16 protein-coding genes are annotated in these 19,901 nt (G+C 72.7%); 1 reads left to right on the forward strand and 15 read right to left on the reverse strand.

The window, feature by feature from the left end; translation table 11 throughout:
- Positions 1-214 precede the first annotated feature (214 nt).
- The 6 genes from ACZ6X9_RS10285 to ACZ6X9_RS10310 form a co-directional block, all read right to left on the reverse strand.
- Positions 215-1,035 (reverse strand): IS5 family transposase gene (locus tag ACZ6X9_RS10285; protein ID WP_469777492.1). Its coding sequence is split into 2 segments (ribosomal slippage): positions 215-700 and positions 703-1,035, totalling 819 coding nucleotides; the frame shifts between segments, so codons are not numbered across the junction.
- Between the two features lie 114 nt (positions 1,036-1,149).
- A complete protein-coding gene (locus tag ACZ6X9_RS10290; protein ID WP_469777493.1) occupies positions 1,150-1,800 on the reverse strand; it encodes an isochorismatase family protein in 651 nt (216 codons plus the stop codon).
- 588 nt (positions 1,801-2,388) lie between these two features.
- Entirely contained in the window at positions 2,389-2,577 is a 189-nt protein-coding gene (locus tag ACZ6X9_RS10295; RefSeq protein ID WP_469777494.1) for a hypothetical protein, read from the reverse strand.
- Between the two features lie 262 nt (positions 2,578-2,839).
- Complete coding sequence (locus tag ACZ6X9_RS10300) at positions 2,840-4,462, reverse strand: MFS transporter (protein ID WP_469777495.1); 1,623 nt, start codon at positions 4,460-4,462, stop codon at positions 2,840-2,842.
- A 362-nt stretch (positions 4,463-4,824) separates the two neighbouring features.
- Positions 4,825-6,684, reverse strand: coding sequence for an ABC transporter ATP-binding protein (locus ACZ6X9_RS10305; RefSeq protein WP_469777496.1), 1,860 nt, complete (start codon positions 6,682-6,684; stop codon positions 4,825-4,827).
- Entirely contained in the window at positions 6,681-8,474 is a 1,794-nt protein-coding gene (locus ACZ6X9_RS10310) for an ABC transporter ATP-binding protein (protein WP_469777497.1), read from the reverse strand. The genes ACZ6X9_RS10305 and ACZ6X9_RS10310 overlap by 4 nt, the downstream gene beginning before the upstream one ends.
- A 168-nt stretch (positions 8,475-8,642) precedes the next feature.
- Between ACZ6X9_RS10310 and ACZ6X9_RS10315 the strand changes: the two genes are divergently transcribed.
- A complete protein-coding gene (locus tag ACZ6X9_RS10315; RefSeq protein WP_469777498.1) occupies positions 8,643-9,374 on the forward strand; it encodes a TetR/AcrR family transcriptional regulator in 732 nt (243 codons plus the stop codon).
- Between the two features lie 424 nt (positions 9,375-9,798).
- Here ACZ6X9_RS10315 and ACZ6X9_RS10320 read toward each other — a convergent pair whose 3' ends face one another.
- From ACZ6X9_RS10320 to ACZ6X9_RS10360, 9 genes are all read right to left on the reverse strand, one after another.
- Complete coding sequence (locus ACZ6X9_RS10320; RefSeq protein ID WP_469777499.1) at positions 9,799-11,055, reverse strand: FAD-dependent monooxygenase; 1,257 nt, start codon at positions 11,053-11,055, stop codon at positions 9,799-9,801.
- A gap of 81 nt (positions 11,056-11,136) precedes the next feature.
- The gene (locus ACZ6X9_RS10325; RefSeq protein WP_469777500.1) at positions 11,137-12,144 is read right to left on the reverse strand and encodes a methyltransferase; all 1,008 of its coding nucleotides are present in this window, start codon (positions 12,142-12,144) and stop codon (positions 11,137-11,139) included.
- A gap of 113 nt (positions 12,145-12,257) precedes the next feature.
- The gene (locus tag ACZ6X9_RS10330) at positions 12,258-12,764 is read right to left on the reverse strand and encodes a PhzA/PhzB family protein (RefSeq protein WP_469777501.1); all 507 of its coding nucleotides are present in this window, start codon (positions 12,762-12,764) and stop codon (positions 12,258-12,260) included.
- An 82-nt stretch (positions 12,765-12,846) separates the two neighbouring features.
- The gene (gene phzG / locus ACZ6X9_RS10335; protein WP_469777502.1) at positions 12,847-13,470 is read right to left on the reverse strand and encodes a phenazine biosynthesis FMN-dependent oxidase PhzG; all 624 of its coding nucleotides are present in this window, start codon (positions 13,468-13,470) and stop codon (positions 12,847-12,849) included.
- Between the two features lie 82 nt (positions 13,471-13,552).
- Positions 13,553-14,389 carry a PhzF family phenazine biosynthesis protein gene (locus ACZ6X9_RS10340; RefSeq protein WP_469777503.1) on the reverse strand — a complete coding sequence of 279 codons (837 nt, stop codon included), beginning with the start codon at positions 14,387-14,389 and terminating at the stop codon, positions 13,553-13,555.
- A gap of 357 nt (positions 14,390-14,746) precedes the next feature.
- Positions 14,747-16,660 carry an anthranilate synthase family protein gene (locus ACZ6X9_RS10345; RefSeq protein ID WP_469777504.1) on the reverse strand — a complete coding sequence of 638 codons (1,914 nt, stop codon included), beginning with the start codon at positions 16,658-16,660 and terminating at the stop codon, positions 14,747-14,749.
- The gene (locus ACZ6X9_RS10350; RefSeq protein WP_469777505.1) at positions 16,657-17,280 is read right to left on the reverse strand and encodes an isochorismatase family protein; all 624 of its coding nucleotides are present in this window, start codon (positions 17,278-17,280) and stop codon (positions 16,657-16,659) included. Before ACZ6X9_RS10350 ends, ACZ6X9_RS10345 begins: the two co-directional genes overlap by 4 nt.
- A gap of 87 nt (positions 17,281-17,367) precedes the next feature.
- Complete coding sequence (locus ACZ6X9_RS10355) at positions 17,368-18,552, reverse strand: 3-deoxy-7-phosphoheptulonate synthase (RefSeq protein ID WP_469777506.1); 1,185 nt, start codon at positions 18,550-18,552, stop codon at positions 17,368-17,370.
- A 104-nt stretch (positions 18,553-18,656) separates the two neighbouring features.
- Positions 18,657-19,145: a PhzA/PhzB family protein gene (locus ACZ6X9_RS10360; RefSeq protein WP_469777507.1), complete on the reverse strand. Its 489-nt coding sequence runs from the start codon at positions 19,143-19,145 to the stop codon at positions 18,657-18,659.
- Positions 19,146-19,901 lie beyond the last annotated feature (756 nt).

Consider the following 19,901-nt stretch of genomic DNA (forward strand, 5'->3'; position numbering starts at 1 on the left):
GAGCTCTCACCCCTCCACTCGCCTCCACTCGCGTACGGATCTTCGGATGCGCACATCCACGCAATCCCGAACCCATGGGCACAGACCATGCCGACGCTCGTACGCGTCCTCGGGGCCCTCGGGGTCCTCCGGGTTCTCGGGGTCCTCGGGCCGGACGTGTCCTCCCCCCGATCCCCCGGTCCCGCGACTCCCCCGGCCTCGCGGCTTAGAGCTCCTAACGCAATGCGGTTCGCAGGCGGCGCCAGCAGATCAGCGCGCAACCGATTCGCATGAGTGCTTCATGGATGTCGTCGCGGATCTCCCATCGGATGCGCAGACGGCGAAAGCCGTGCAGGAGAGCGATGGCCTGTTCCACCACCCACCGCTTGGCGCCCAGGCCGGAGCCGTGCTCCATGCCCCTGCGGGCAATCACGGGCTTGCCTCGTGCCCGGACTTGACGGCGGTAGCAGTCATGGTCGTAACCGCGGTCGGCCAGGAGCTGGGCTGCCCGTTGCAGTGGCCGGCCCCGTTTGCCTCGGATCGGGGGGATGGCCCTCAGCAACGGCATGAGCTGGGTGATGTCGTTGCGATTGCCGCCCGTAAGTGTCACGGCCAGTGGGACGCCACTCGCATCGCAGATCACATGGTGTTTGGAGCCCGGTCGGCCTCGGTCGACCGGGCTCCGGCCGGTTTTGGGCCGCCCTTGAGCGCCCGGATGTGGGAGCTGTGGATCACCGCCCGGGACAGGTCCAGACGGTCAGCCGCCCGCGGCTCGGCCAGCAGTACCTCGTGCAGCCGCTGCCAAACACCGGCGTTGTTCCAGTCCCGCAAGCGGCGCCAGCACGTCATCCCCGAACCAAAGCCCAGCTCAGGGGGCAGCCACTCCCAGCGGATGCCGGTGTAGAGAACGAACAGAATCCCACACAGCACCTTGCGGTCATCCAGCGCCTTCCGGCCCGGGTAGCGATGCCGCCGCTGCCGCACGGGCAGCAGCGTCTCGACTCGTTCCCACAACCCATCGTCAACCACCCAGGGTTGAGGATCACGCTTCCTCATACCCAAGCAACCGTCTCACCCGGCCCAAGGACACGGCCACCCTCATTGCGTTAGGAGCTCTTATCCCATCCCCTTGACTTCGCCCCGCCCCGCCCCGCGACACCCACGGTTCCGTCAGGCGCTCGGACCGGAGGCGACGGCGGCCAGCGCGGCGGCGGTGGGCAGGGTGACCGCACATCGTATGGCCACGTACTCCAGGGTCATCCGGTGGTACTCCGCCGTGAAATCGGCGACCGCGTCGGCGACGACGAAGGTCTCGATGTCGTTCGAGAACGCCTCGTGGGCGGACATCAGGATGCCGACGTGCGCGTAGACACCGCAGATGACGAGCTGGTCGCGGCCCTGGCGGCGCATCAGCTCCGACAACCCGGTGCGGCAGAACGCCGAGGGCCGCCACTTGGTGAGGACGACGTCCCCGTCCCGGGGCGCCACCTCGGGGACGACCGCCCGGTGCTCCTCCCCCGCCGGCATCCCGGCGCCCCAGATGTCCTTGAGCAGGCCCCGCTGCTCGTCCGTCATCCCGCCGGGCTGCGCCGTGTAGACCACGGGCGCGCCGACGGCCGCCCAACGCTCGCGCAGCGCCGCGATGTTGGCGACCAGCTCGGTGGTCGGCGACTGGCCCGCCGGGAACGGGCGGACGAAGTAGTTCTGCATGTCGTGGACGAGCAGCGTCGCGCGGCGCGGGTCGATCCTCCAGTCCGCGGTGTTCTCCGGGAGGGAGTCGGCGGCCGGCATGGGGTACGGGGGTATCGCCGGGATGGCCATGGTGCGTCCTCTCGTGTGAGCGGTGGGGTGGGATGGGGTGGGGTGACGTGCGGGGGTGACGGTGGTGGTGTTCAGGTCGCCGAGTGCGGTCCCGGCGTCGGCGGCGCGGGGGCACGTCGGTGACGCTGTCGGGCACGCCGGTGGTGCGGTGGTGCCGGTGGTGCCGGTGACGTCGGTGGTGCCGGTGATGAACGCCCGGGTGATCGTCCGGCCGCGCCGGCCCCCTCCCCCCCCTCCCCCCGGCTGGGAACCGGCGGCTTGCACGGCAAGGCGATACGGGACTCGTGACCGGGATGCCACGGGCGCCCCGGTGTCGGTGCGGCGTTGGCGTTGGCGTCCCGCGCCGGCGGGAGGCAGCGCACCGCGACGCGTACGGCGCGGCCAGGGGACGGAAGCCCGGCCGGCGTCGACACCGTCATCGGTGACGAGAACGGTGCCGGTAACGGGAGCGGTGCCGACGACGAGAGCGGTACCAGTGACGAGGGCAGTGCCAGTGACGAGGGCAGTGCCAGTGACGAGAGCGGTGCCGTCCTCGTCCGTACGAGCACCTCATCTCGGCGTCTCCTTCACCGGACGGCCCGGGACGTGTCAGGAGCCGAGCGCTCCCGGCCCGTCCTCTCCCCCGAGCCGCTCGCCGACGACGGCCTCGGTGCCGCCGCCCACCGCGCCGGTGAGCCCCCGCGAGCTCTCCGGCGGACGCCCGTCGGGGGGCAGCGCCGGTCGGGCAACGGCGAGCGGAACCCGCCTCCTTGCCGTCCCCAGGCTGCCGATCTCCACGTTGCCGCGCAATCCCCCGACGGCCGTCGTCAACGCAGCCCGCGCGGTCCGTCGTCCCTCCGCCGCGTGGTGGCCCACCCGAGCCCGGCGATGGCGCCGGGGAGCGGGACGCCGTCGCCGACGGGCACGAAGTATCGGCTGGCCATAAGTCGGCTGGTCATAACCGGGACTCACCGCCCGCCACACCCCTCGCACGCGACACCACTGCCACACTCACCCCGCCGCTCCACCGGACCGAGAGCGCACCCGCACGCTCAGGCCTTCACTCGGCGGTCCGCGCCGGCAAGCTCGCGGCCGTCCCACCGGCCGCACCCGCCGCGTCTGCCTCCACCCCTGAAACCCCTGAAACCCCCGCAGCCCCCACGGCCTCCGCTGCGCTCGCAGCGTTCGCAGTGCTCGCCGGCTCCGCCGCAGGAGGCCTGCGTACGAGCGCGACGACCGCGGCGCCGGTCACCAGCGCCATGATGCCGCCCACCAGGAAGACGCGGTCGAAGCCGGCCGCGAATGCCTCCCTCAGCACGTGTTCCACGGCGTCCCTCGTCTGGGCGGGCGCCTGGGCGACGAGTTCGCCGGACTTGCCGCCGGTGAGGTCCTTGGCCGCGGCGCCCGCGTCCCGGAAGTGGCCGCTGTCGGAGAGCACGGCCTTGGCGCGGTCGGTGAGGACGGTGCCGAACACCGGGATGCCGAGGGCGAAGCCGAGCTGCCGGAAGGTGTTCATGGCACCGCTGGACATGCCCGCCTTCTCCGGCGGTGCCGCCTGGAGCGCGGCGGAGGCCAGGACGGGGGTGGCCATGCCGACGCCGAGACCGGTGACGATCAGGCCGGGCAGCAGCACCGTCCAGTCGGAGCCGGCGGCCAGGAGCATGTCGAGCAGGCTGCCGGTGCCGACGAGCAGCAGACCGCCGCCGATGGAGATCCGCGGGGCCATGTTCGCCAGGGCGCGGCCCGCCGCGCCGGAGACCACGAAGGTCACCGCGCTGAGCGGCGTCAGCGCCAGACCGGCCTCGACCGGCTCCATCCCCAGGATGGACTGCGCCCAGACCGAGACGTAGACGAGGTTGGCGAAGGCCGCCGCGTTCAGCACCAGGGCGCCGATCATGAGGGCGGAGAAGGAGACGCGGCGGAACAGCGACAGGTCCAGCATCGCGTTTGGCCGTCCGCGTTCCAGCAGGACGAACCGGCCCAGCGCCAGTACCGCTCCGACGAACACGCCGATCACGACCTCGTCGCCCCACCCGTCGTCACCGGCCCGGATGAGGCCGTAGACGAGCAGGGTGACGGAGAGGGTGAAGGCCAGCGTGCCGGGGAGGTCGATCCGGCCGGCCCGCGGGGTGCGGGACTCGGTCAGCGCCTTCCTGCCGACGACCACGGCGAGGGCGGCGACCGGCAGGTTGACCAGGAAGATGGCCCGCCAGCTCACGTGCTCGGTGAGCAGGCCGCCCAGCACCGGGCCGAGCGCGGCGGCGGCGCCGTTGACCGCGCCCCAGATGCCGAACGCGACACCCCGGTCCCGGCCCCCGTACGTCGCGCCGAGCAGCGCGGCGTTGGTGGCGAACATGGCGGCGGCCCCGACGCCCTGTACGCCGCGCGCGGCGATCAGCGTCCCGGAGTCGGGGGCGACGCCGCAGAGGAGGGAGGCCACGGCGAAGACGCCGAGGCCGGCCAGGAACACCTTGCGGCGGCCGATGCGGTCCGATGCCGAACCCGCCGCCATCAACAGGGCGGCCAGCACCAGCACATAGATGTCGACGGTCCATTGCAGGGAGGCGAACGACGAACCCAGGCCGCTCGCCATGGCGGGCACCGCGACGCTGACGATGGTGACATCGACCAGCAGCATGAACGTACTCAGGGAAATGGCCAGCAGGGGCAACCACTTGCGCATGACGTGCTGTCTCCAGAGCAGGTGATGGGAGCGGATCCGTGGGCGGCACGGGTCCGCGGGGACGTAGGAACGCGCCTCTCCTCGGCGGGTACGCGGATGTGGGCAGGGGTGGGAGGCAGGGACCGGGGGCAGGGGTGGGAGGCAGGAGCCGGGGGCAGGGGCCGGGTCGGGGACCCCGCTTGATCGGCGACGCACGCTCAGCGGGACCCGTCAGCGGGACCCCGTCAGCGACGCCCGGGCGACGGGCCCCAGTCGACGGCCCCAGTCGACGGCCCCATCCGACGGCCCCGGTCAGCGGAACCCCGCCCGCGAAACCCCGTCACCGGAGCGCCCTCACCCGGGCGCCCTCAGCCCGGGCGCCCTCACCCCGGCGCCGTCAGCGGATCGGCCCGGCCGGCAAGGTCCCCGGCTGGCGGCTCCGGTGTTCCGGCGGCATCCGCCACCCCGCCTCCCTCGCCTCCGCCTCCCCCGCCTCCTCTGCCTCCCCCACCTCCCCCGCCTCCGCCCAGCCGCCAGCCGCCGGCCCGGTTCCGCTCGGACCAGAAGGCCGCGTACCGGCCGCCCCGCACGACCAGTTCGTCGTGTGTGCCGCGTTCGGCGATCCAACCCCCGTCGAGGACGACGATCTGGTCGGCGGCCATGACGGTGGGCATCCGGTGGGCGATGACGAGCAGCGTCCGGTCGGCGGTGAGCGCGGCGAGGGCGGCTTGTACGGCGTGTTCGTTCTCCGGGTCGAGGGCGGCGGTGGCCTCGTCGAGGAGGACGATGTCGGAGTCCTTCAGCAGGGCGCGGGCGATGGACACCCGCTGCCGTTCGCCGCCGGAGAGGGCCGTTCCGCCCTCGCCGACCCTGGTGTCCCAGTGGTGGGGGAGCCGGGCCGCGATCTCGTCGACGTGGGCGAGCCGGGCCGCCTCGCGGACCTCGGCCGGGGTGGCGTCCGGGCGGCCGACGCGGATGTTGTCCTCGATGGTGCCCTCGAAGAGGTAGACGTCCTGGAAGACCATGGAGATCCGGGACATCAGGTCCTCGGTGGTCAGGTCGCGGACGTCGGCGCCGCCGATCCGCACGGCACCCGCGTCGACGTCCCAGAAACGGGCGATCAGCCGGGTGACCGTGGTCTTGCCGGAGCCGGACGGGCCCACGAGGGCGGTCATGGTGCGCGGCGGCACCGTGAAGGACACGTCGGAGAGGACCGGGCGGCCGTCGTAGCCGAACTCCACCCCCGCGAGCTCGATGCCGGAGTCCCGTGGCGTGGCGGGTACGGCCGGTTCGGGGAGGGCCGGAACCCTCAGCAGTTCCTCCACCTTCTCCAGCGCGTCGCGCGCCATGCGCAGGCTGGATCCCAGGGTCGCCGCCTCGGACAGGGGCTCCACGAACCGGGCCGCCAGCACCAGCAGCGCCAGCAGCTCGGGCACTGCGAGCTCACCGCCGAGGGCTAGGTACGTGCCCACGACGGTGACGACGGTGAACGCCGCCTGGATCACCAGGGTGAAGCCGACGATCCCCGGCACTCCCGTGACCAGCACCTTGCGCCCCAGGTCGCGCTGGTTCTCCAGGGCGGCGCCCAGCGCACGCCGCCCGGCGGGCCCGCGCCCGAACACCCGCAGGACGGGCTGGTGCTGGACGAACTCGACGATCCGGTTGGCGGCTTCGGAGCGGGCCTCGTCCCGGAGGGCGTCGGCCCGCCGGGCGAGGTTCGCGCTCCAGCGGTAGACGAGGGCGATGAACGGGACGGTGAGGGCGGCGGCCAGGGCGAGGCGCCAGTCGAAGACGAACATCAGGGCGACGACCGTGGCCGGGGTGACGAACCCGGTGACCAGCGGGCGCAGCAGGTGGGCCGGTACGCCCATGATGTCCATGACGTTCTGGGTGACGAGCTGGCCCAGCCTGCCGACCTGTTCGGGCCCGAACCAGCCCAGCGGCAGGCCGGAGACGTGGTCCCCGACGCGGTGGTGGAGGCCGCGGGACAGGGTGGCGCCGGCCTGGTAGCCGGTGAGCAGGGCGGCGTAGTGGGCGATCCCGTAGGCGACGGACGTGCCGAGCAGCGTCCACAGCCACGGCCAGGCCCGGTCCGGGTGGTCGCCGAGCAGTTCCCGCAGCACGGGGACGAGCAGGGCGAAGGCGACGCCCTGGAGGACGGCGGCGGTACACAGCGCGAGCAGCATGCGGCGGAGGACGGGCCGCTGGTCGGGGCCTGCGACGGTGAGAAGCCGGCGGATCATCGGGCGGGTTCCTCCCTTCGGGTCGTGGCCGCGCGGGCGGCGTCCGGCCGCCGTTCGGCCGTCGCCTCGTGTGCCCGCCACATGCGGGCGTACAGGCCGCCGGCGGCGACCAGTCGGTCGTGCGTGCCCTGTTCGGCGATCCGGCCGCCGTCGAGGACGACGATGCGGTCGGCGCCGGCGATGGTGGACAGCCGGTGGGCGATCACCAACACGGTCTTGCCGCGCGTCAGTTCGGCCAGCGCGTCCTGGACGGCCGCCTCGGACTCGGGGTCGGCGAACACTGTGGCCTCGTCCAGCACGATCACCGGGGTGTCGGCCAGCAGCGCCCGGGCGATCGAGACCCGTTGCGCCTCGCCGCCGGAGAACCGGGCGTCCTCGCCGACCACGGAGGCGTAGCCGCGTGGCAGCCGGGCGATCCGGTCGTGGACGAAGGCGGCGCGCGCCGCCCGCTCGACCTCGGCCGGGCCGGCGTCGGGGCGGGCGAGGGCGATGTTGGCGGACACGGTGTCGCGCAGCAGCCGGACGTCCTGGAAGACGAAGGCGATCCGCCGGTGGAGCTCCTCGGGCGCGACGTCGCGCAGGTCGACGCCGCCGAGCCGGACGGCGCCGCCGGTGACGTCCCGGAAGCGGGGCAGCAGCGAGGCCAGGGTGGACTTGCCGGAGCCGGAGGCGCCGACCAGGGCGGTCACCGTGCCGGGTTCCAGGGTGAGGTCGATGCCCTTGAGCACCTCGTTCCCGCCGTCTTCGCCGCCGTAGGAGAAGCGGACGGCGTCGAACTCGACGCGGTGGCCGGACGGCACCGCCGGCCGCTCGGGGACCGGCAGTTCGGGGGTCTCCAGCAGTTCGGTGACGCGCTCGGCGGCCGTCCGGGCGGTGCGCAGCTCGTAGGTGGCGTAACTGAGGGCGAGCACCGGCGCGGTGAGGCCGACGCCGAGCAGGGCGAACGGCAGCAGGTCGACGGCGTCGAGGCTGCCGTCCGTGACGAAGCACGTGCCGCCGAGGAGGACGGCCAGGAGGACGACGACGGGTGAGAGCAGGATCTCGGAGACCGCCCTGGGGCGGACCGTCGAGGACACCCAGCGCAGGAAGAAGGACCCGAATCCGTCGGCGGCCTCGGCGAAGCGCCGGTGGGCGCGCCGGGTCCGGCCGAAGGTCTTGACCACGGCGATGCCCTGGACGAACTCGACGGCGGCGGCGTTGATCCGGCCCATCGCCTCGTCGAAGGCGGTGAGCCGGCCCTTCATCCCGGCCATGGTCCACAGGTAGGCCGTCAGGCCGATGACCAGAGGGGCGATCGTCACCAGGGTCATCCGCCAGTCGACGGTGAAGAGGTAGGCCAGCGAGATCACCGGCACCACGACGGCGGCGGTGAGTTCGAGCAGGGAGTGGGCCACCAGGTGGTGCATGGCGGTGACGTCGTCCTGCAGCGTCTTCTTCACGGTGCCGGAGGCGCGGTCCGTGAACCAGCCGAGCGGGAGCCGGCCGAGGCGGTCCACCAGGCGGCGGCGGATGTGGAGTTGCAGGTCGTTGTCGGCGAGGTGGGTGATCCCGCCCGCGCCCACCAGCAGGAACAGCCGCACCAGCAGGCCGGCCACGCCGAGCCAGGTGACGGTCCAGGCGCGTCCGTGGTCGACGCCGTCGCCGTCGAGCAGCACCCGGCCCAGTTCGGCGACCGCGACGAAGGGCACGACGCCGGCCGCCGCCGAGACCGCTTGCAGGGCGACGGCCGCGGCCAGGCGCCGTCGGACAGGGCGGAGCAGGGTTCTCAGTGCGGCACAGTGCGCGGTCATCGACACCCCTGTTGGACGGTGTTCAAGAAGTTAGGCGGACCTTACCCCGCTGCCGGGCCGGGAAGTCAAGCGCCGGAGGGAAGCAGGGGGTTGGGACACTGGACGTGCCGCACGAGCCCTCAGGGCCGACCGCGGACCCCTTCACGACGCTGCGTTAAAGTGCCCGGCATGACTGCTCACCCCGCGCGATCACGCTCCCGGACCGCGGCCGGGCTCCCGCCCATCACCGCCGGGAAAGTGATCGCCGCGGCCCTCGACCTGACCAGGGAACACGGCCTGGAAGGCTGGTCGGTCCGGCAGCTCTCCGGCGCGCTGGGCGTCTACCCCGGGGTCGTCTACCACCACGTCGGGGACCGCGAGGCCGTCGTGGAGATGGTGACGGACCGTGTCGTCGCCGGGATGCCGCTCCCCGACGGGGACCTCGAATGGCGTGCGTGGTTCGAGGAGTTCCTGATCCAGGGCCGGCTGGTGCTGCGCCGGCATCCGGGGACGGCGCGGCGCCTGGTACGGCTGGGGCCCACGGTTCCCTCGGCCCTGCCCGCCGTCGACCGCGGGGTGGGAGCCCTGCTGCGGGCGGGTTTCGGCCGGGACGCCACCCTCGTCTACCGGTACCTGCTCAACAGCGCGTTCATGCTGGTCGCCACGGAGGACGAGGAAGAGGCCGACCCGGGCGGCCGGGACCGGATGACAAAGGTGCTGGGCGCCTACCACGACGCGGCAGACCGGCCGGGCCTGGCGGCGGCGGGCGACGACGTCCTGCGCCGGGCCGCCGACCCCCGCCCGCCGCGCGAACTGGCGGCGGACTTCTACGCGTTCACCGTGGCGAGGGCGTTGGACGGCGCTGAGGCGCTGATCGCCGGGGGCGGGGACGGCGGAGGCGGCGGGGCGGCGGCTCGCTGAGCGAGCGCGGCCGGGCCGCCCGGGATGACGGGCCGTATGCCAGGCGCCCGTGCCCGGGGACGACGGGCCGTATGCCGGCCGCCCGCGCCCGGGGACGACGGGCCGTACGCCGGGCGTCCGTGTCCGGGGACGACAGGCTCAGCCCGTTGAGAGTGCCCTCCCTTCCGGGCCCCGCACCGGAATCGGCCCTCCAGGGCCCGGACGGAAGCCTGCCGTCCCGGCGTCGGGCCGGCAGGGACGGCGGGGGGCCCGACCCCCGACCCCCCGCACGGACCGTGCGGGCCAGGGGCGTTCCACCGGAACTCCCCCGCCCGTCCGGTCCGGTGTCACGTGTCCGGTGTCACGTCCCGGTACGCCCCCTGTGCACACGGGCGTCAGCCCGGCTGCGCCCCGGCCGCCGGGACGTGTGTCCCGCCGCCTCCCGTCAGCCGCGCACGGTTCCCGGTGGTGTCAGCGAGGGGCGGGAGTTCAGCTTCTCCGCCTCGCCCACCGCTTTGCGGTAGGAGTCCGTGACCTTGTCGATGGACTCGCCCGACGGGGTGCCGGGGGCGGCGGACCGGTTGCGTCCGACGCGGTCCATCTCGCGGTTGGCGAGCACGATGGCGGAGGTGGCCTCGCGGCGTTCCGACTCGTAGGCCGAGAGGGCCGTGCTGACGTCGGGGGCCACGGCCAGGTGATAGGCCAGGACGCGGGCGTCGATGACGGCCTGGGTGCCGCCGTTGGCGCCGGACGGGTAGCCGGGGTGGGCGGCGTCGCCGAGGAGGGTGACCCGGCCCTCGCCCCAGGAGGGGAGGGGGTCCCGGTCGACCATGGGGTAGGCGAGGATCCGTTCGCTGCCGGCGAGGAGCGTGGGCAGGTCCGCCCAGTCGAGGTGCCAGTCGGCGTAGTGCGGCACGATGTCGTCGAGCGTGCCGGGGGCGTTCCAGTCGACGCCGGCGGCGAGGGGCCCCGGCTCGCCGGTAGGGACCAGGCAGACCCAGTTGATCAGCGTGCGGCCGCGGTCGAGGGCGTCGCGGGATATCTGGTAGGCGACGAACTGGGTGTTCTTCGCGTCGGCGGCGATGACGACCGTGTTGCCGGGAGCGAACGCGTCCGCCTCCGTGATGCCGCGCCACATGGTCACGCCGTTCCACCGGAGCGGGCCCTGGCCGGGGTGGAGGAGGGCGCGGACGGTGGAGTGGATGCCGTCGGCGGCGACCAGGGCTTCGGCGGAGAGGCCGAGCGCGGTGCCCGTGGCGCGGTCCAGCGCATGGACGCGGACGCTCCCGGGGGTCTGTTCGAAGCCCGCGACCCGGACACCGGTGCGGAGGGCGTCGGGGCCGATGCGTTTGACGACCGCGTCCCGCAGCATCGTCTGGAGCTCGCCGCGGTGCACGGAAAACTGCGGCCAGTGGTAGCCGGCCCGCGTTCCCCGCGCCTCCGTGAACAGCGTGCGGCCGCGGCCGTCCGCGAAGAGGTGCCGCTCGGCCGGGACGCCGAGGGCGGCCAGTTCGTCGAGCAGGTCCAGTTCGTCCAGTTCGCGGACGGCCGCGGGCTGGAGGTTGATGCCCGCGCCGAGCGGCTTGATCTCCCGGGCGGTCTCCAGGACGAGGGGTGCGATGCCGGCGGCGTGCAGGCTGAGGGCGGCGGTGAGGCCGCCGATGCCGCCACCGGCGATGATGACGTCGGCAGAGTGGGTCATGGCCATGTTTCCTGTCCGGAACGGAAGTCGGGCGGAACGCCGGGGTCTGCGCCGGGTCCGCGCCGCGATCTGCGATGGGGGTCAGGCCGGGAGCTTCTTGAGGATCAGCGCCGTGTTCTCGCCGGGCAGGGGGACGCTCCGCTCGACGTCCAGGCCGGCCCGCCGGGCCAGCGCCCGGGTGGCGTCCGGGGTGCGCTGGCGGCCGCCGTTCAGGACGTGCAGGTGCAGATCCCACAGGGCGGGCAGCAGGCCCGTGCCGTCGTCGCGCGTCAGCCGCTCGATGACGATCAGACGGGACCGTCCGGACATCGCCGTGCGGAGGTTGGACAGCAGGCGCAGACACGGCTCGTCCTCCCAGTCGCCCAGGACCCGGGAGAGGAGATAGGTGTCGGCGCCGGCCGGCAGGTCACCGGAGAACATGTCGACGGCCGCCAGGTCCACGCGTTCCGTGCCGACGGTCCGCTCGAAGTGCGCCCGGGCGATCGGCAGGGTGTGGGCGAGGTCCACGAGCGTGCCGCGGGCCCGCGGCACGGCGCTGAGTACCGTGGAGAGCAGTTGGCCGCTGCCGCCCGCGATGTCGACGATGTGCCGGTCCGCCGAGAAGTCGATTTCCTCGGGGACGGAGTCGAAGTAGAAGTTGCCCGCCCGCAGGGCGCGCTGGAAGCGGTCCGCCGCCTCGGGATTCTCGCGCAGGTACGGGATGAGGGGCAGGCCGTGGACCTTCTCGAAGCCGGACGCGCCGGTGCGGAACGCGTCCTCGGCGTGCCCCCAGGCCGCGTAGAACTCGTCGCCGTACAGGAGGCACATGTCCCGCAGGGAGCCGGGGCGGTCGCGCAGGAGGTCGCCGACCTCCGTCACGGCATAGCCGTCGTCCTTCCTGAAGACGCCGAGCAGGACGAGCAGCCGCATCAGGCGGTGGACCACGTCCTCGTCCATCCCGGTGGCCCGGGCGAGCGAGGCGTCGTCGGTGTCGCCCGCGGCGACGAGGTCGGGCAGGCCGATCCTGACCGCCGCGAACACCGCCTGGGTGCGCCAGGCTGCGGTGATGAGGTCGACGGCAGCGCGCTGGGCCTCTGCGCCTGTGGCCATGGTTCGCGGTCCTCCGGTGTCGGGTGGTGCATCGTCGGGCGGTGGCGTCGGTCGGTGGCGTCGGGGATGGCGTCGGGCGGTGGCGTCGGGGGATGGCGTCGGCCGGGCGCGGGTCAGTGGTCCGCCTGGATCCAGTCGCGCTTGATGTGCGGCGTCTCGATGCCCAGCGACCGCATGTGCTCGATCGGATTGGCGTACTCGCGGCTGGACTTGATCTTCCCGTCGCGCAGGGTGAACCCGTGGACGAAGTGGTTGCGGTAGTGCCCCTCGGGATAGTCCGGGAACCTGATCGTCCCTTCCCCGTCGCACTCCACCCAGATGACGTCGGGGTCCTGCGTCTCGTAGATCCGCACGTCGGTCCACTGCCAGTCGGGCAGCACCCGCAGGGAGAGCTCGCCGTGCCGTTTCAGCCGGTCCCTGCCCCTGACCACGATCGGGCGGCCGATGTCGGTGTAGAAGAGGGCGGTCTCGCCGTCCTCCGTGTAGAGCGTGTGACGCTCCAGGCGCGCCTCGGGACCGGTGCGCAGGTACTTCTCGACCGCTTCCCGGTTGCGGGCGCGCAGGTCGAGGTGGCTGGTGAAGGCGGATAGGGCCGGGGCCGGCGTGGTGTCGTCGCTCATGGGATCCTCGCGGGAGTCGGGTGGGGGCCTGGCGGGAGTCGGGTGGGGACCTGGCGGGAGAGGGTCGTTCGGTGGCCGGTGCTCAGGGCTGGAGGCGGCTGGTGGTCCAGCCCTCCGCCGAACGGTCGTAGCGCAGCCGCTCGTGGAGCCGGTCGGTGCCGTTGGCCCAGAACTCGAGGAGTTCCGGCTCCAGTCGGTAGACGGCGTACGAGGCGGGGCGCGGCAGCGGGCGGCCGAGCCCGGCGAGCCGCCGGGCCTCCGCGCGCACCGCCTCGACGTGGGCGTGGTCCTCGAACGGCGCGCTCTGGCGGGCGGCCGAGGACATGGCGTGGGTGAAGACCGGGCGGGCGTGCCAGAGGGCATCGGCCTCCTCGTCCGGCAGCTTCCGCACCGGGCCGCCGACGATGATCTGCCGGCTGGTCTCGCGCCAGTACAGGACGCCGGACGCCCAGGGGTTGACGGCCAGTTCGCGCCCCTTCCGGCTGGTGCTGTGGGAGGTGAAGTGGAGTCCTCGGTCGGTCACCGCGCCCAGGACCACGATCCGGGAGGAGGAGCGGCCGCGTTCGTCGGCGGTGGCCAGGGCGAGCGCCAGGGGCTCCCGGACCGCGTTCTCCTTCGCGTTCTCGATCCAGGCCCGCAGCAGGCCGTAGGGCTCCGCCGGCGGGTCGGCGAACTCCGGGAAGCCGACGTCGATGTTCCCGGTCATGGATTCCGACCTCGTGCTCGCGAGGTTGCTCATGAGTGACTCCAGCGGTGAGGGACGGCGTTCGGTCGGCGCACCGGGCCGGTCACACGTGCAGCGTGCCCTCGATGGCGAGGACCCCGTTGCCGCCGACCTCGACGGATTCGACGGCGTCGCCCGTGCCGTGGACGAGCGCGTGCATCGGCGAGGGGCGGCCCATCTCGACGCCCTGGGTGATGGTGATGCGCCGCCCGTACTCGATCAGGCCGTGGCGGGCCAGGTGGATGGCGATCGGCCCGGCGGCGGAACCGGTCGCGGCGTCCTCGACGACGCCGTAGGCGGGCGAGAACATCCGGTTGCGCCACGCGGTGCCCGAACCGGCGAAGCAGTTGGCGGCCATGTCCTCGAAGGCGCCGAGGGCCCGGTGGTCGGGGTGGAGGGCGGAGAGCGCCTCGACGCTCTCCAGGGCGACGAGGACGTGCCGGGGGCCGTTGCGGTAGATCTCCACCGGCAGCGCGGACTCGCGGACGCCCAGGGCGGCGAGGAGTTCCTCCGTGCGGTCGAAGGGCTGCCAGGTCGGGATGGGCTGCCGCATCCACGCGGCGGTCACCTCGCCGTCCTCCCGCTCCAGCTCGAACGGGATGATGCCCATGGCCGTCTCCAGCCGCAGCCTGTCCGCCTCGGTGCGGCGGCCGAGCGCCACGGCGGTGCCCAGCAACGGGTGCCCGGCGAAGGGCAGTTCGTTGACGGGGGTGAAGACCCGGACGTGGTGGTCGCCGTCCTGCTTGGGCTTCAGGACGAAGGTCGTCTCGGAAAGGTTCATCTCCCGGGCGATGCCCTGCATGCGCTCCGCGGAGAGGTGGTCACTGTCGAAGAAGACGGCGACCGGGTTGCCCTTGAGCGGCTGCGTCGCGAAGGCGTCGACGACTACGTAGGAAGGCATGTGCTGCTCCAAGTGGTGCGAGGGGGGCGGGCCGACGGATGCGAACGGTGTGACGGGTGCGGCAAGTACGGCGGGTGAGGCAAGTACGACGGGTGGGGCTGGTACGACGGGCGTGGCGGATACGGAAGGTGCGGCAAGTACGACGGGTGCGTCGAATACGACAGACGTGGCGGATACGGCGGGCGTGACGAGTACGACGGGTGCGGCGAATACGACGGGCGTGGCGAAAACGGCGGGCGTGACGGCCGAACGACACGCCATCCCCCGCCGCAAGGGTGGCGGCCCGGCCGCGCCGTACCGCCGGGGCGGCGGTCCGCGCCGCCGGGGCGCGGACCGGTGGACCGTGCCGCGGCCGGCTCAGCCGACGGCCTCGGTCTCCAGGACGCCCAGGACCTGCCGCACCGCGGTGGCGACGATCCGCGGTCCGTCCTGGGTGAGCACCGACTCGGCGTGGAACTGCATGGAGGCGAAGTGCGGACCGCGCAGGGCGTGCACCTCGCCGGTGTCCGGGTCGCGGCTGACCCGGACGGTGCCCACGCCGTCCACCTCGACCTCGTCGCGGTCGCTGTGGGCGGCGAAGGTGTTGTAGAAGCCGACGTGTTCGGTGCGGCCGAACAGGTCGATCTGTTTCTGCACCCCCTGGTTGGGCACCTCGCGCCGGCACAGTCCGAAGCCCAGTCGGAGGCCGAGCACCTGGTGGCTGAGGCAGACGGCCAGGAACGGGCGGCGTTGGGCGAGCAGGGTGCGCACCGCGGCGTGCAGGTGGGCCATCTTGGGCCGGTCGGTCTCCCGGGGGTCGCCGGGGCCGGGGCCCATCACGATCAGGTCGTGGCCGTCGAAGGAGTACGCCTCGTCGTACCGGCGGACCTCCACCTCAAGACCCAGCGACCGCAGTTGGTGGTCGATCATGGAGGTGAAGGTGTCCTCCGCGTCCACCACCAGCACCCGGCGGCCGTCGAGTCCGGGCAGGGTGCTCGAACGGCCGTCGAGGTCGCGCAGCCAGAAGTCCGCGATGGTCTCGTTGCGCCGGGCCAGGGCGGCCTTGACCGCGGGATGGCTGCCCAGCCGCCGGTCGCCGCCGGATTCCAGGGCGGCGACGAGGCCGGCGGCCTTGGCCCGGGTCTCGGCGGCCTCGGAGGCCGGGTCGGAGTGGCGCACGATGGTGGCGCCGACGCCGATGGTGACGCGGCCGGTGGCGTCGATCTCCGCGGTGCGGATGAGAATGGCCGAATCCATCGCCCGGCCGCCGTCCTCGTCCCGGCCGATGAGGGCCACGACGCCGCTGTAGTAGCCGCGTCCGGCGGGCTCGTACCGGTCGATGACACGGCAGGCGCTCTCCAGCGGGCTGCCGGTGACGGTGGGGGCGAACATGGTCTCGCGCAGGATCTCGCGGACGTCGCGGGTGGTGTGCCCCTCGATGAAGTACTCGGTGTGGGCGAGGCGGGCCATCTCCTTGAGGTACGGGCCGACCACCCGGCCGCCCGACTCGCAGACGCGGGCCATCATCTTCAGTTCCTCGTCCACGACCATGTAGAGCTCGTCGGTCTCCTTCGGGTCGGCGAGGAACTCCATCACCTCGGGCAGGCTGGGGCCCGAGGCCGGGTAGCGGTAGGTGCCGCTGATGGGGTTCATCACGGCCGTGCCGCGGTCGAGGCTGACGTGCCGCTCGGGCGAGGCGCCGACGAAGGTGCGGTCGCCGGTGTGCACGAGGAACGTCCAGTAGGCGCCCGATTCCCGCCGGAGCAGCCGGCGGAAGAAGGCCGGCGCGCTGTGCGGTCCGTAGTCGGTGATGTCCGCGATGAAGGAACGTTTCATCACGAAGTTGGCGCCCTCACCGGTACCGATCACCTCCTTGACGACCCGGGCGACGACCTCCGCGTACGCGTCGTCGTCGAGGTCGAAGTGCCCGCCGGCCGGCCGGGTCGGCACGAGGGGGAAACGGTCGAGCTCGGCGACGGGTACCCGCTCCTGGCCGGTGACCGTCATCGCGATCAGCGGAGCCCCGTCGTCGGCGCAGTGGTAGCCGCGCTCGGCGATCTGCCGGTACGGGACGACGGTGAGCACCTCATGCCGGGCTCCCCCGCCGGCCGGACCGTCCGGTAACGGGATCTCGCCGAGGGTGGCGGGATGTGACACCTCGCCCACCAGGACGTCCAGGACGTCGGCGCCGACGGCCTCGGGGCGGTGGAGCAGGGCGAAGGCCGCCGGGCGCGGGCCGGCCGTGCCGAGCACGCGGCCGAGAAGATCACCGGTGGCGGGACGGGCGCTCATGCGAAGACCTCCTTCACGGTGACGACCCGGGCGCAGCGCTCGGCCGCGTACCGCAGGGCCATTCGGTGGTACTCCTCGGAGAAGTCCGCCACGGCGTCGGCGACGAGGAACGCCCGGATGTCACGGGTGTACGCGTCGACCGCGGTCATCAGCACGCCGACGTGGGCGTAGACGCCGCAGAGGATCAGTTGGTCACGGCCGCTGGCGCGCATCCTCTCCCGCAGGTCGGACCGGAAGAAGGCGCTGTAGCGCCACTTGGTGAACTCCCAGTCGCCGTCGGCCGGCGCCAGTTCGTCCACCACGAGCCGGTCGGCGGGCTCCGGGCGCATGCCGGGGCCCCAGAAGTCCTTGAGCAGGCCCCGCTGTTCGTCGGTCATCCCGCCCGGCTGGGCCGTGTAGGCGACCGGAACGCCGCGGGCGGCGCAACGGTCGCGCAGCGCGGCGGCGTTGCGGACCAGCGGTGCGCGGACGCTCTCCGGGAACGGCTTGAGGAAGTAGCGCTGCATGTCGTGGACGAGGAGGACGGCGCGGTCGGCGTCGGGGATCCAGTCGATGGTGTCGGGGGGCAGGTCGCCCGCGGTGGGCAGCGGATACGGACTGATCGGTGGTATGCCGGACATGACCCTGCTTTCGAGTTCCTTGCTGTGGTCCGGAGCGCGCCGACGCGCTTCGGCGTCACGTGGGTACGAGCCCGTCGGGCCGGCGCGTCAGGCGGCCGTCCAGGAGGAGACGACACTGACGGCCTGCCACGGGTTGAGCCGCGGGTCGCAGCAGGACGTGTACCGCTCGCCGACGCCGGCCAGGCCGGACTCGTCGGCGGCGCACTCGGTCACGTCGTCGGGGGTGGTCTCCAGGTGCAGTCCGCCGGCGGTGCCGCCGGCGTCGGTGACGGCCTCCAGGAAGCGCGCGACCTCCAGGGCGACGGTCCGCACGAGGCGGGTCTTGCGACCGCCGGGCGCGGGGACGGTGTTGCCGTGCATGGGATCGGTCAGCCAGATCACCGGATGGCCTGCGGCCCGGACGGCCCCGACCAGGGCGGGCAGCCGCTCGGTGACGTGGTCGGCGCCCATCCGGGCGATGAGGGTGAGCCGGCCGGGCTCGCGGCAGGGGTCGAGCCGCTCGCAGAGGGCGAGGAGTTCCTCCGGGGTCATGGCGGGGCCGACCTTGCAGGCCACCGGGTTGCCCACTTCCGCGAGCAGCGCGACGTGGGCGCCCTCCACCTGCCGGGTGCGCTCGCCGATCCAGGGGAAGTGGGTGGAGCCCAGGTAGAGCCTGTCCTGGTCGTCGGTGCGCAGCATCGGCACCTCGTAGTCGAGCAGCAGTGCCTCGTGGCTGGTCCAGACGACCGGCTCGATGACGTCGCGGCCGGCGGCGCGCTCGCGCCAGCCCAGGTGCTCCACGATGTCGCCGGCGGCCATGTGGCCGGTGAGGATGCGCAGCGGGTCGGGCCACCTGCTGTCGGCATCGGCTTCGGGTCCGTTGACCATGTGGCCGCGGAACACGGGGAGTTCGACGCCTTCGACGATCTCGGTGGGCCTGGAGCGCGGCTTGGCGAACTGGCCGGCGATGCGTCCGACGCGGATGACGGGCTTGTGGGCGGCCAGGCGCAGGGCGCCCGCGAGGAGGTCCAGCAGGGCCGCCTTGCGGGCGACGTGGAAGGCGGTGCACTCTTGGGGGTCCTCGGCGCAGTCGCCGGCCTGGAGGATCAGCGCCTGACCGGCAGCGGCCTGGGCCAGGTACCCGCGCAGGGTGGCGACGTCGGCGGCCCGGACCAGGGGCGGGCGGGCGGCCAGGGCCTCCCGTACCCGGCTGACCTGGAGAGGATCGGTCCATGCGGGCTGCTGCCGGGCGTCGCGCGTCCGTATGTCTTCCAAGACGTCGTTCTTGATCACGTACTCGAACTCCAATCCGGCGGTGGGAGCGGTGGATCGGGTTGAGGGGGGTGGCGGCCGGCCGGCCCGGGCCGGCTCCGGCCGCGGGACGCCGGGTGGGGGCGTCAGGTGGGGATGCCCTCGCGCTTGATCTCCGGGACCGGAATGCCCAGGGCGCGAAGCTGCTCGAACGGGTTCATGAACTCGCGGTTCTGTTTGATCTTCCCGTTCTCCAGCTCGAAGGAGTGCAGGAAGTGGTTCTCGTAGTAACCCTCGGGGTATCCCTCGAACCGGATCTTCCCGTGCCCGTCGCACTCGACCCAGAAGTGATCGGGGTCGTCGGTCTCGAATATCTTGATGTTGTACCACTCCCAGTCGGGGAAGCACCGGAGGGACCAGACGGCGTGCTCGGCGAGGCGGTCACGGCCGTTGATGGTGATCGGGGCGCCGGTGTCGGTGGTCCACAGACCGCCGCCGCCGTTCTCGGTGAAAAGCTCGTGCCGCTTCAGCCGGTCCTGACCCTTGGTGTTCATGTACTTCTCGACCGTGGCGCGATTGATCCGCCGCAGCTCGGCGTCGTCGGTGAATCCTCGCGACCGCACAGGCTCGGACATGGGATTTCCTCCGTGGATGTCGGATGGAGTACGGGAGTACGGGTTTGGGAATTCCGCTTTCCGTCGCCCTGACGCCGGGGCACATGGCGTCTCTTCGCACCGGCCCGCCACTCGGCACGGAACGGCGGCCGTGCCGGCGCCCCGTACGCGCCGGCGGGTGATGCGGTCCGGAGCAGGGCGGGCAGGCGGACGGATCACGCGGAGGCCGTCGGGCTCGCCGGGAGCGGTGTGGCCGCGCGAAGGACCGCCGGTGCCGCGCACTCCGCCGTTCCCTCGGGCGGCACGGCGACGGCGCCCGGACCGGCCCGTGTCAGCCGGCCCGTGTCAGCCGGCTCGTCTAGCCGTCACGTCGCCCGGTCACCGGGCGAGGGCATGGAACCGCCCCGCTGGGCGGTGCGGGCGAAAATGGACACAAAGTGGTGTTCATGCCGATCCCCCGTTCGGGAGCAGGCTTCCGCGTAGCCGGACCACGGGTGCCGCCCCCTGCTGAATACACCTGGTCCGCCGGCCCTGCCGGGTCCGGCGGCTCGGTCGATTCTGACCCACTCGGCGGCGCCAGGCAATGGATATCAAGGCGCGCCACATGGAGACCATTTGACACGCTGGGGGCTTGACTTGCAACGCCCAGGGCGTATTTGGGCCGTACGGATGGCACCGCCATTCGAATCGGCCGTTCCGCTGAGTCACTTCACCATTCGTCGGGTCAAATCATCCCCAACTCCACGGTCGGACCCACGCGTTCGGGACCTTTACGTG

This window comes from Streptomyces sp. NPDC052910 (genome assembly GCF_055585605.1).

What these genes read in the sequence shown, in the direction of transcription:
- ACZ6X9_RS10290 (WP_469777493.1), bottom strand. Translation starts at nt 1,800, where the DNA reads ATGGCCATCCCGGCGATACCCCCGTACCCCATGCCGGCCGCCGACTCC.
- ACZ6X9_RS10300 (WP_469777495.1), bottom strand. Translation starts at nt 4,462, where the DNA reads ATGCGCAAGTGGTTGCCCCTGCTGGCCATTTCCCTGAGTACGTTCATG.
- ACZ6X9_RS10305 (WP_469777496.1), bottom strand. Translation starts at nt 6,684, where the DNA reads ATGATCCGCCGGCTTCTCACCGTCGCAGGCCCCGACCAGCGGCCCGTC.
- ACZ6X9_RS10310 (WP_469777497.1), bottom strand. Translation starts at nt 8,474, where the DNA reads ATGACCGCGCACTGTGCCGCACTGAGAACCCTGCTCCGCCCTGTCCGA.
- ACZ6X9_RS10315 (WP_469777498.1), top strand. Translation starts at nt 8,643, where the DNA reads ATGACTGCTCACCCCGCGCGATCACGCTCCCGGACCGCGGCCGGGCTC.
- ACZ6X9_RS10320 (WP_469777499.1), bottom strand. Translation starts at nt 11,055, where the DNA reads ATGACCCACTCTGCCGACGTCATCATCGCCGGTGGCGGCATCGGCGGC.
- ACZ6X9_RS10325 (WP_469777500.1), bottom strand. Translation starts at nt 12,144, where the DNA reads ATGGCCACAGGCGCAGAGGCCCAGCGCGCTGCCGTCGACCTCATCACC.
- ACZ6X9_RS10330 (WP_469777501.1), bottom strand. Translation starts at nt 12,764, where the DNA reads ATGAGCGACGACACCACGCCGGCCCCGGCCCTATCCGCCTTCACCAGC.
- phzG (WP_469777502.1), bottom strand. Translation starts at nt 13,470, where the DNA reads ATGACCGGGAACATCGACGTCGGCTTCCCGGAGTTCGCCGACCCGCCG.
- ACZ6X9_RS10340 (WP_469777503.1), bottom strand. Translation starts at nt 14,389, where the DNA reads ATGCCTTCCTACGTAGTCGTCGACGCCTTCGCGACGCAGCCGCTCAAG.
- ACZ6X9_RS10345 (WP_469777504.1), bottom strand. Translation starts at nt 16,660, where the DNA reads ATGAGCGCCCGTCCCGCCACCGGTGATCTTCTCGGCCGCGTGCTCGGC.
- ACZ6X9_RS10350 (WP_469777505.1), bottom strand. Translation starts at nt 17,280, where the DNA reads ATGTCCGGCATACCACCGATCAGTCCGTATCCGCTGCCCACCGCGGGC.
- ACZ6X9_RS10360 (WP_469777507.1), bottom strand. Translation starts at nt 19,145, where the DNA reads ATGTCCGAGCCTGTGCGGTCGCGAGGATTCACCGACGACGCCGAGCTG.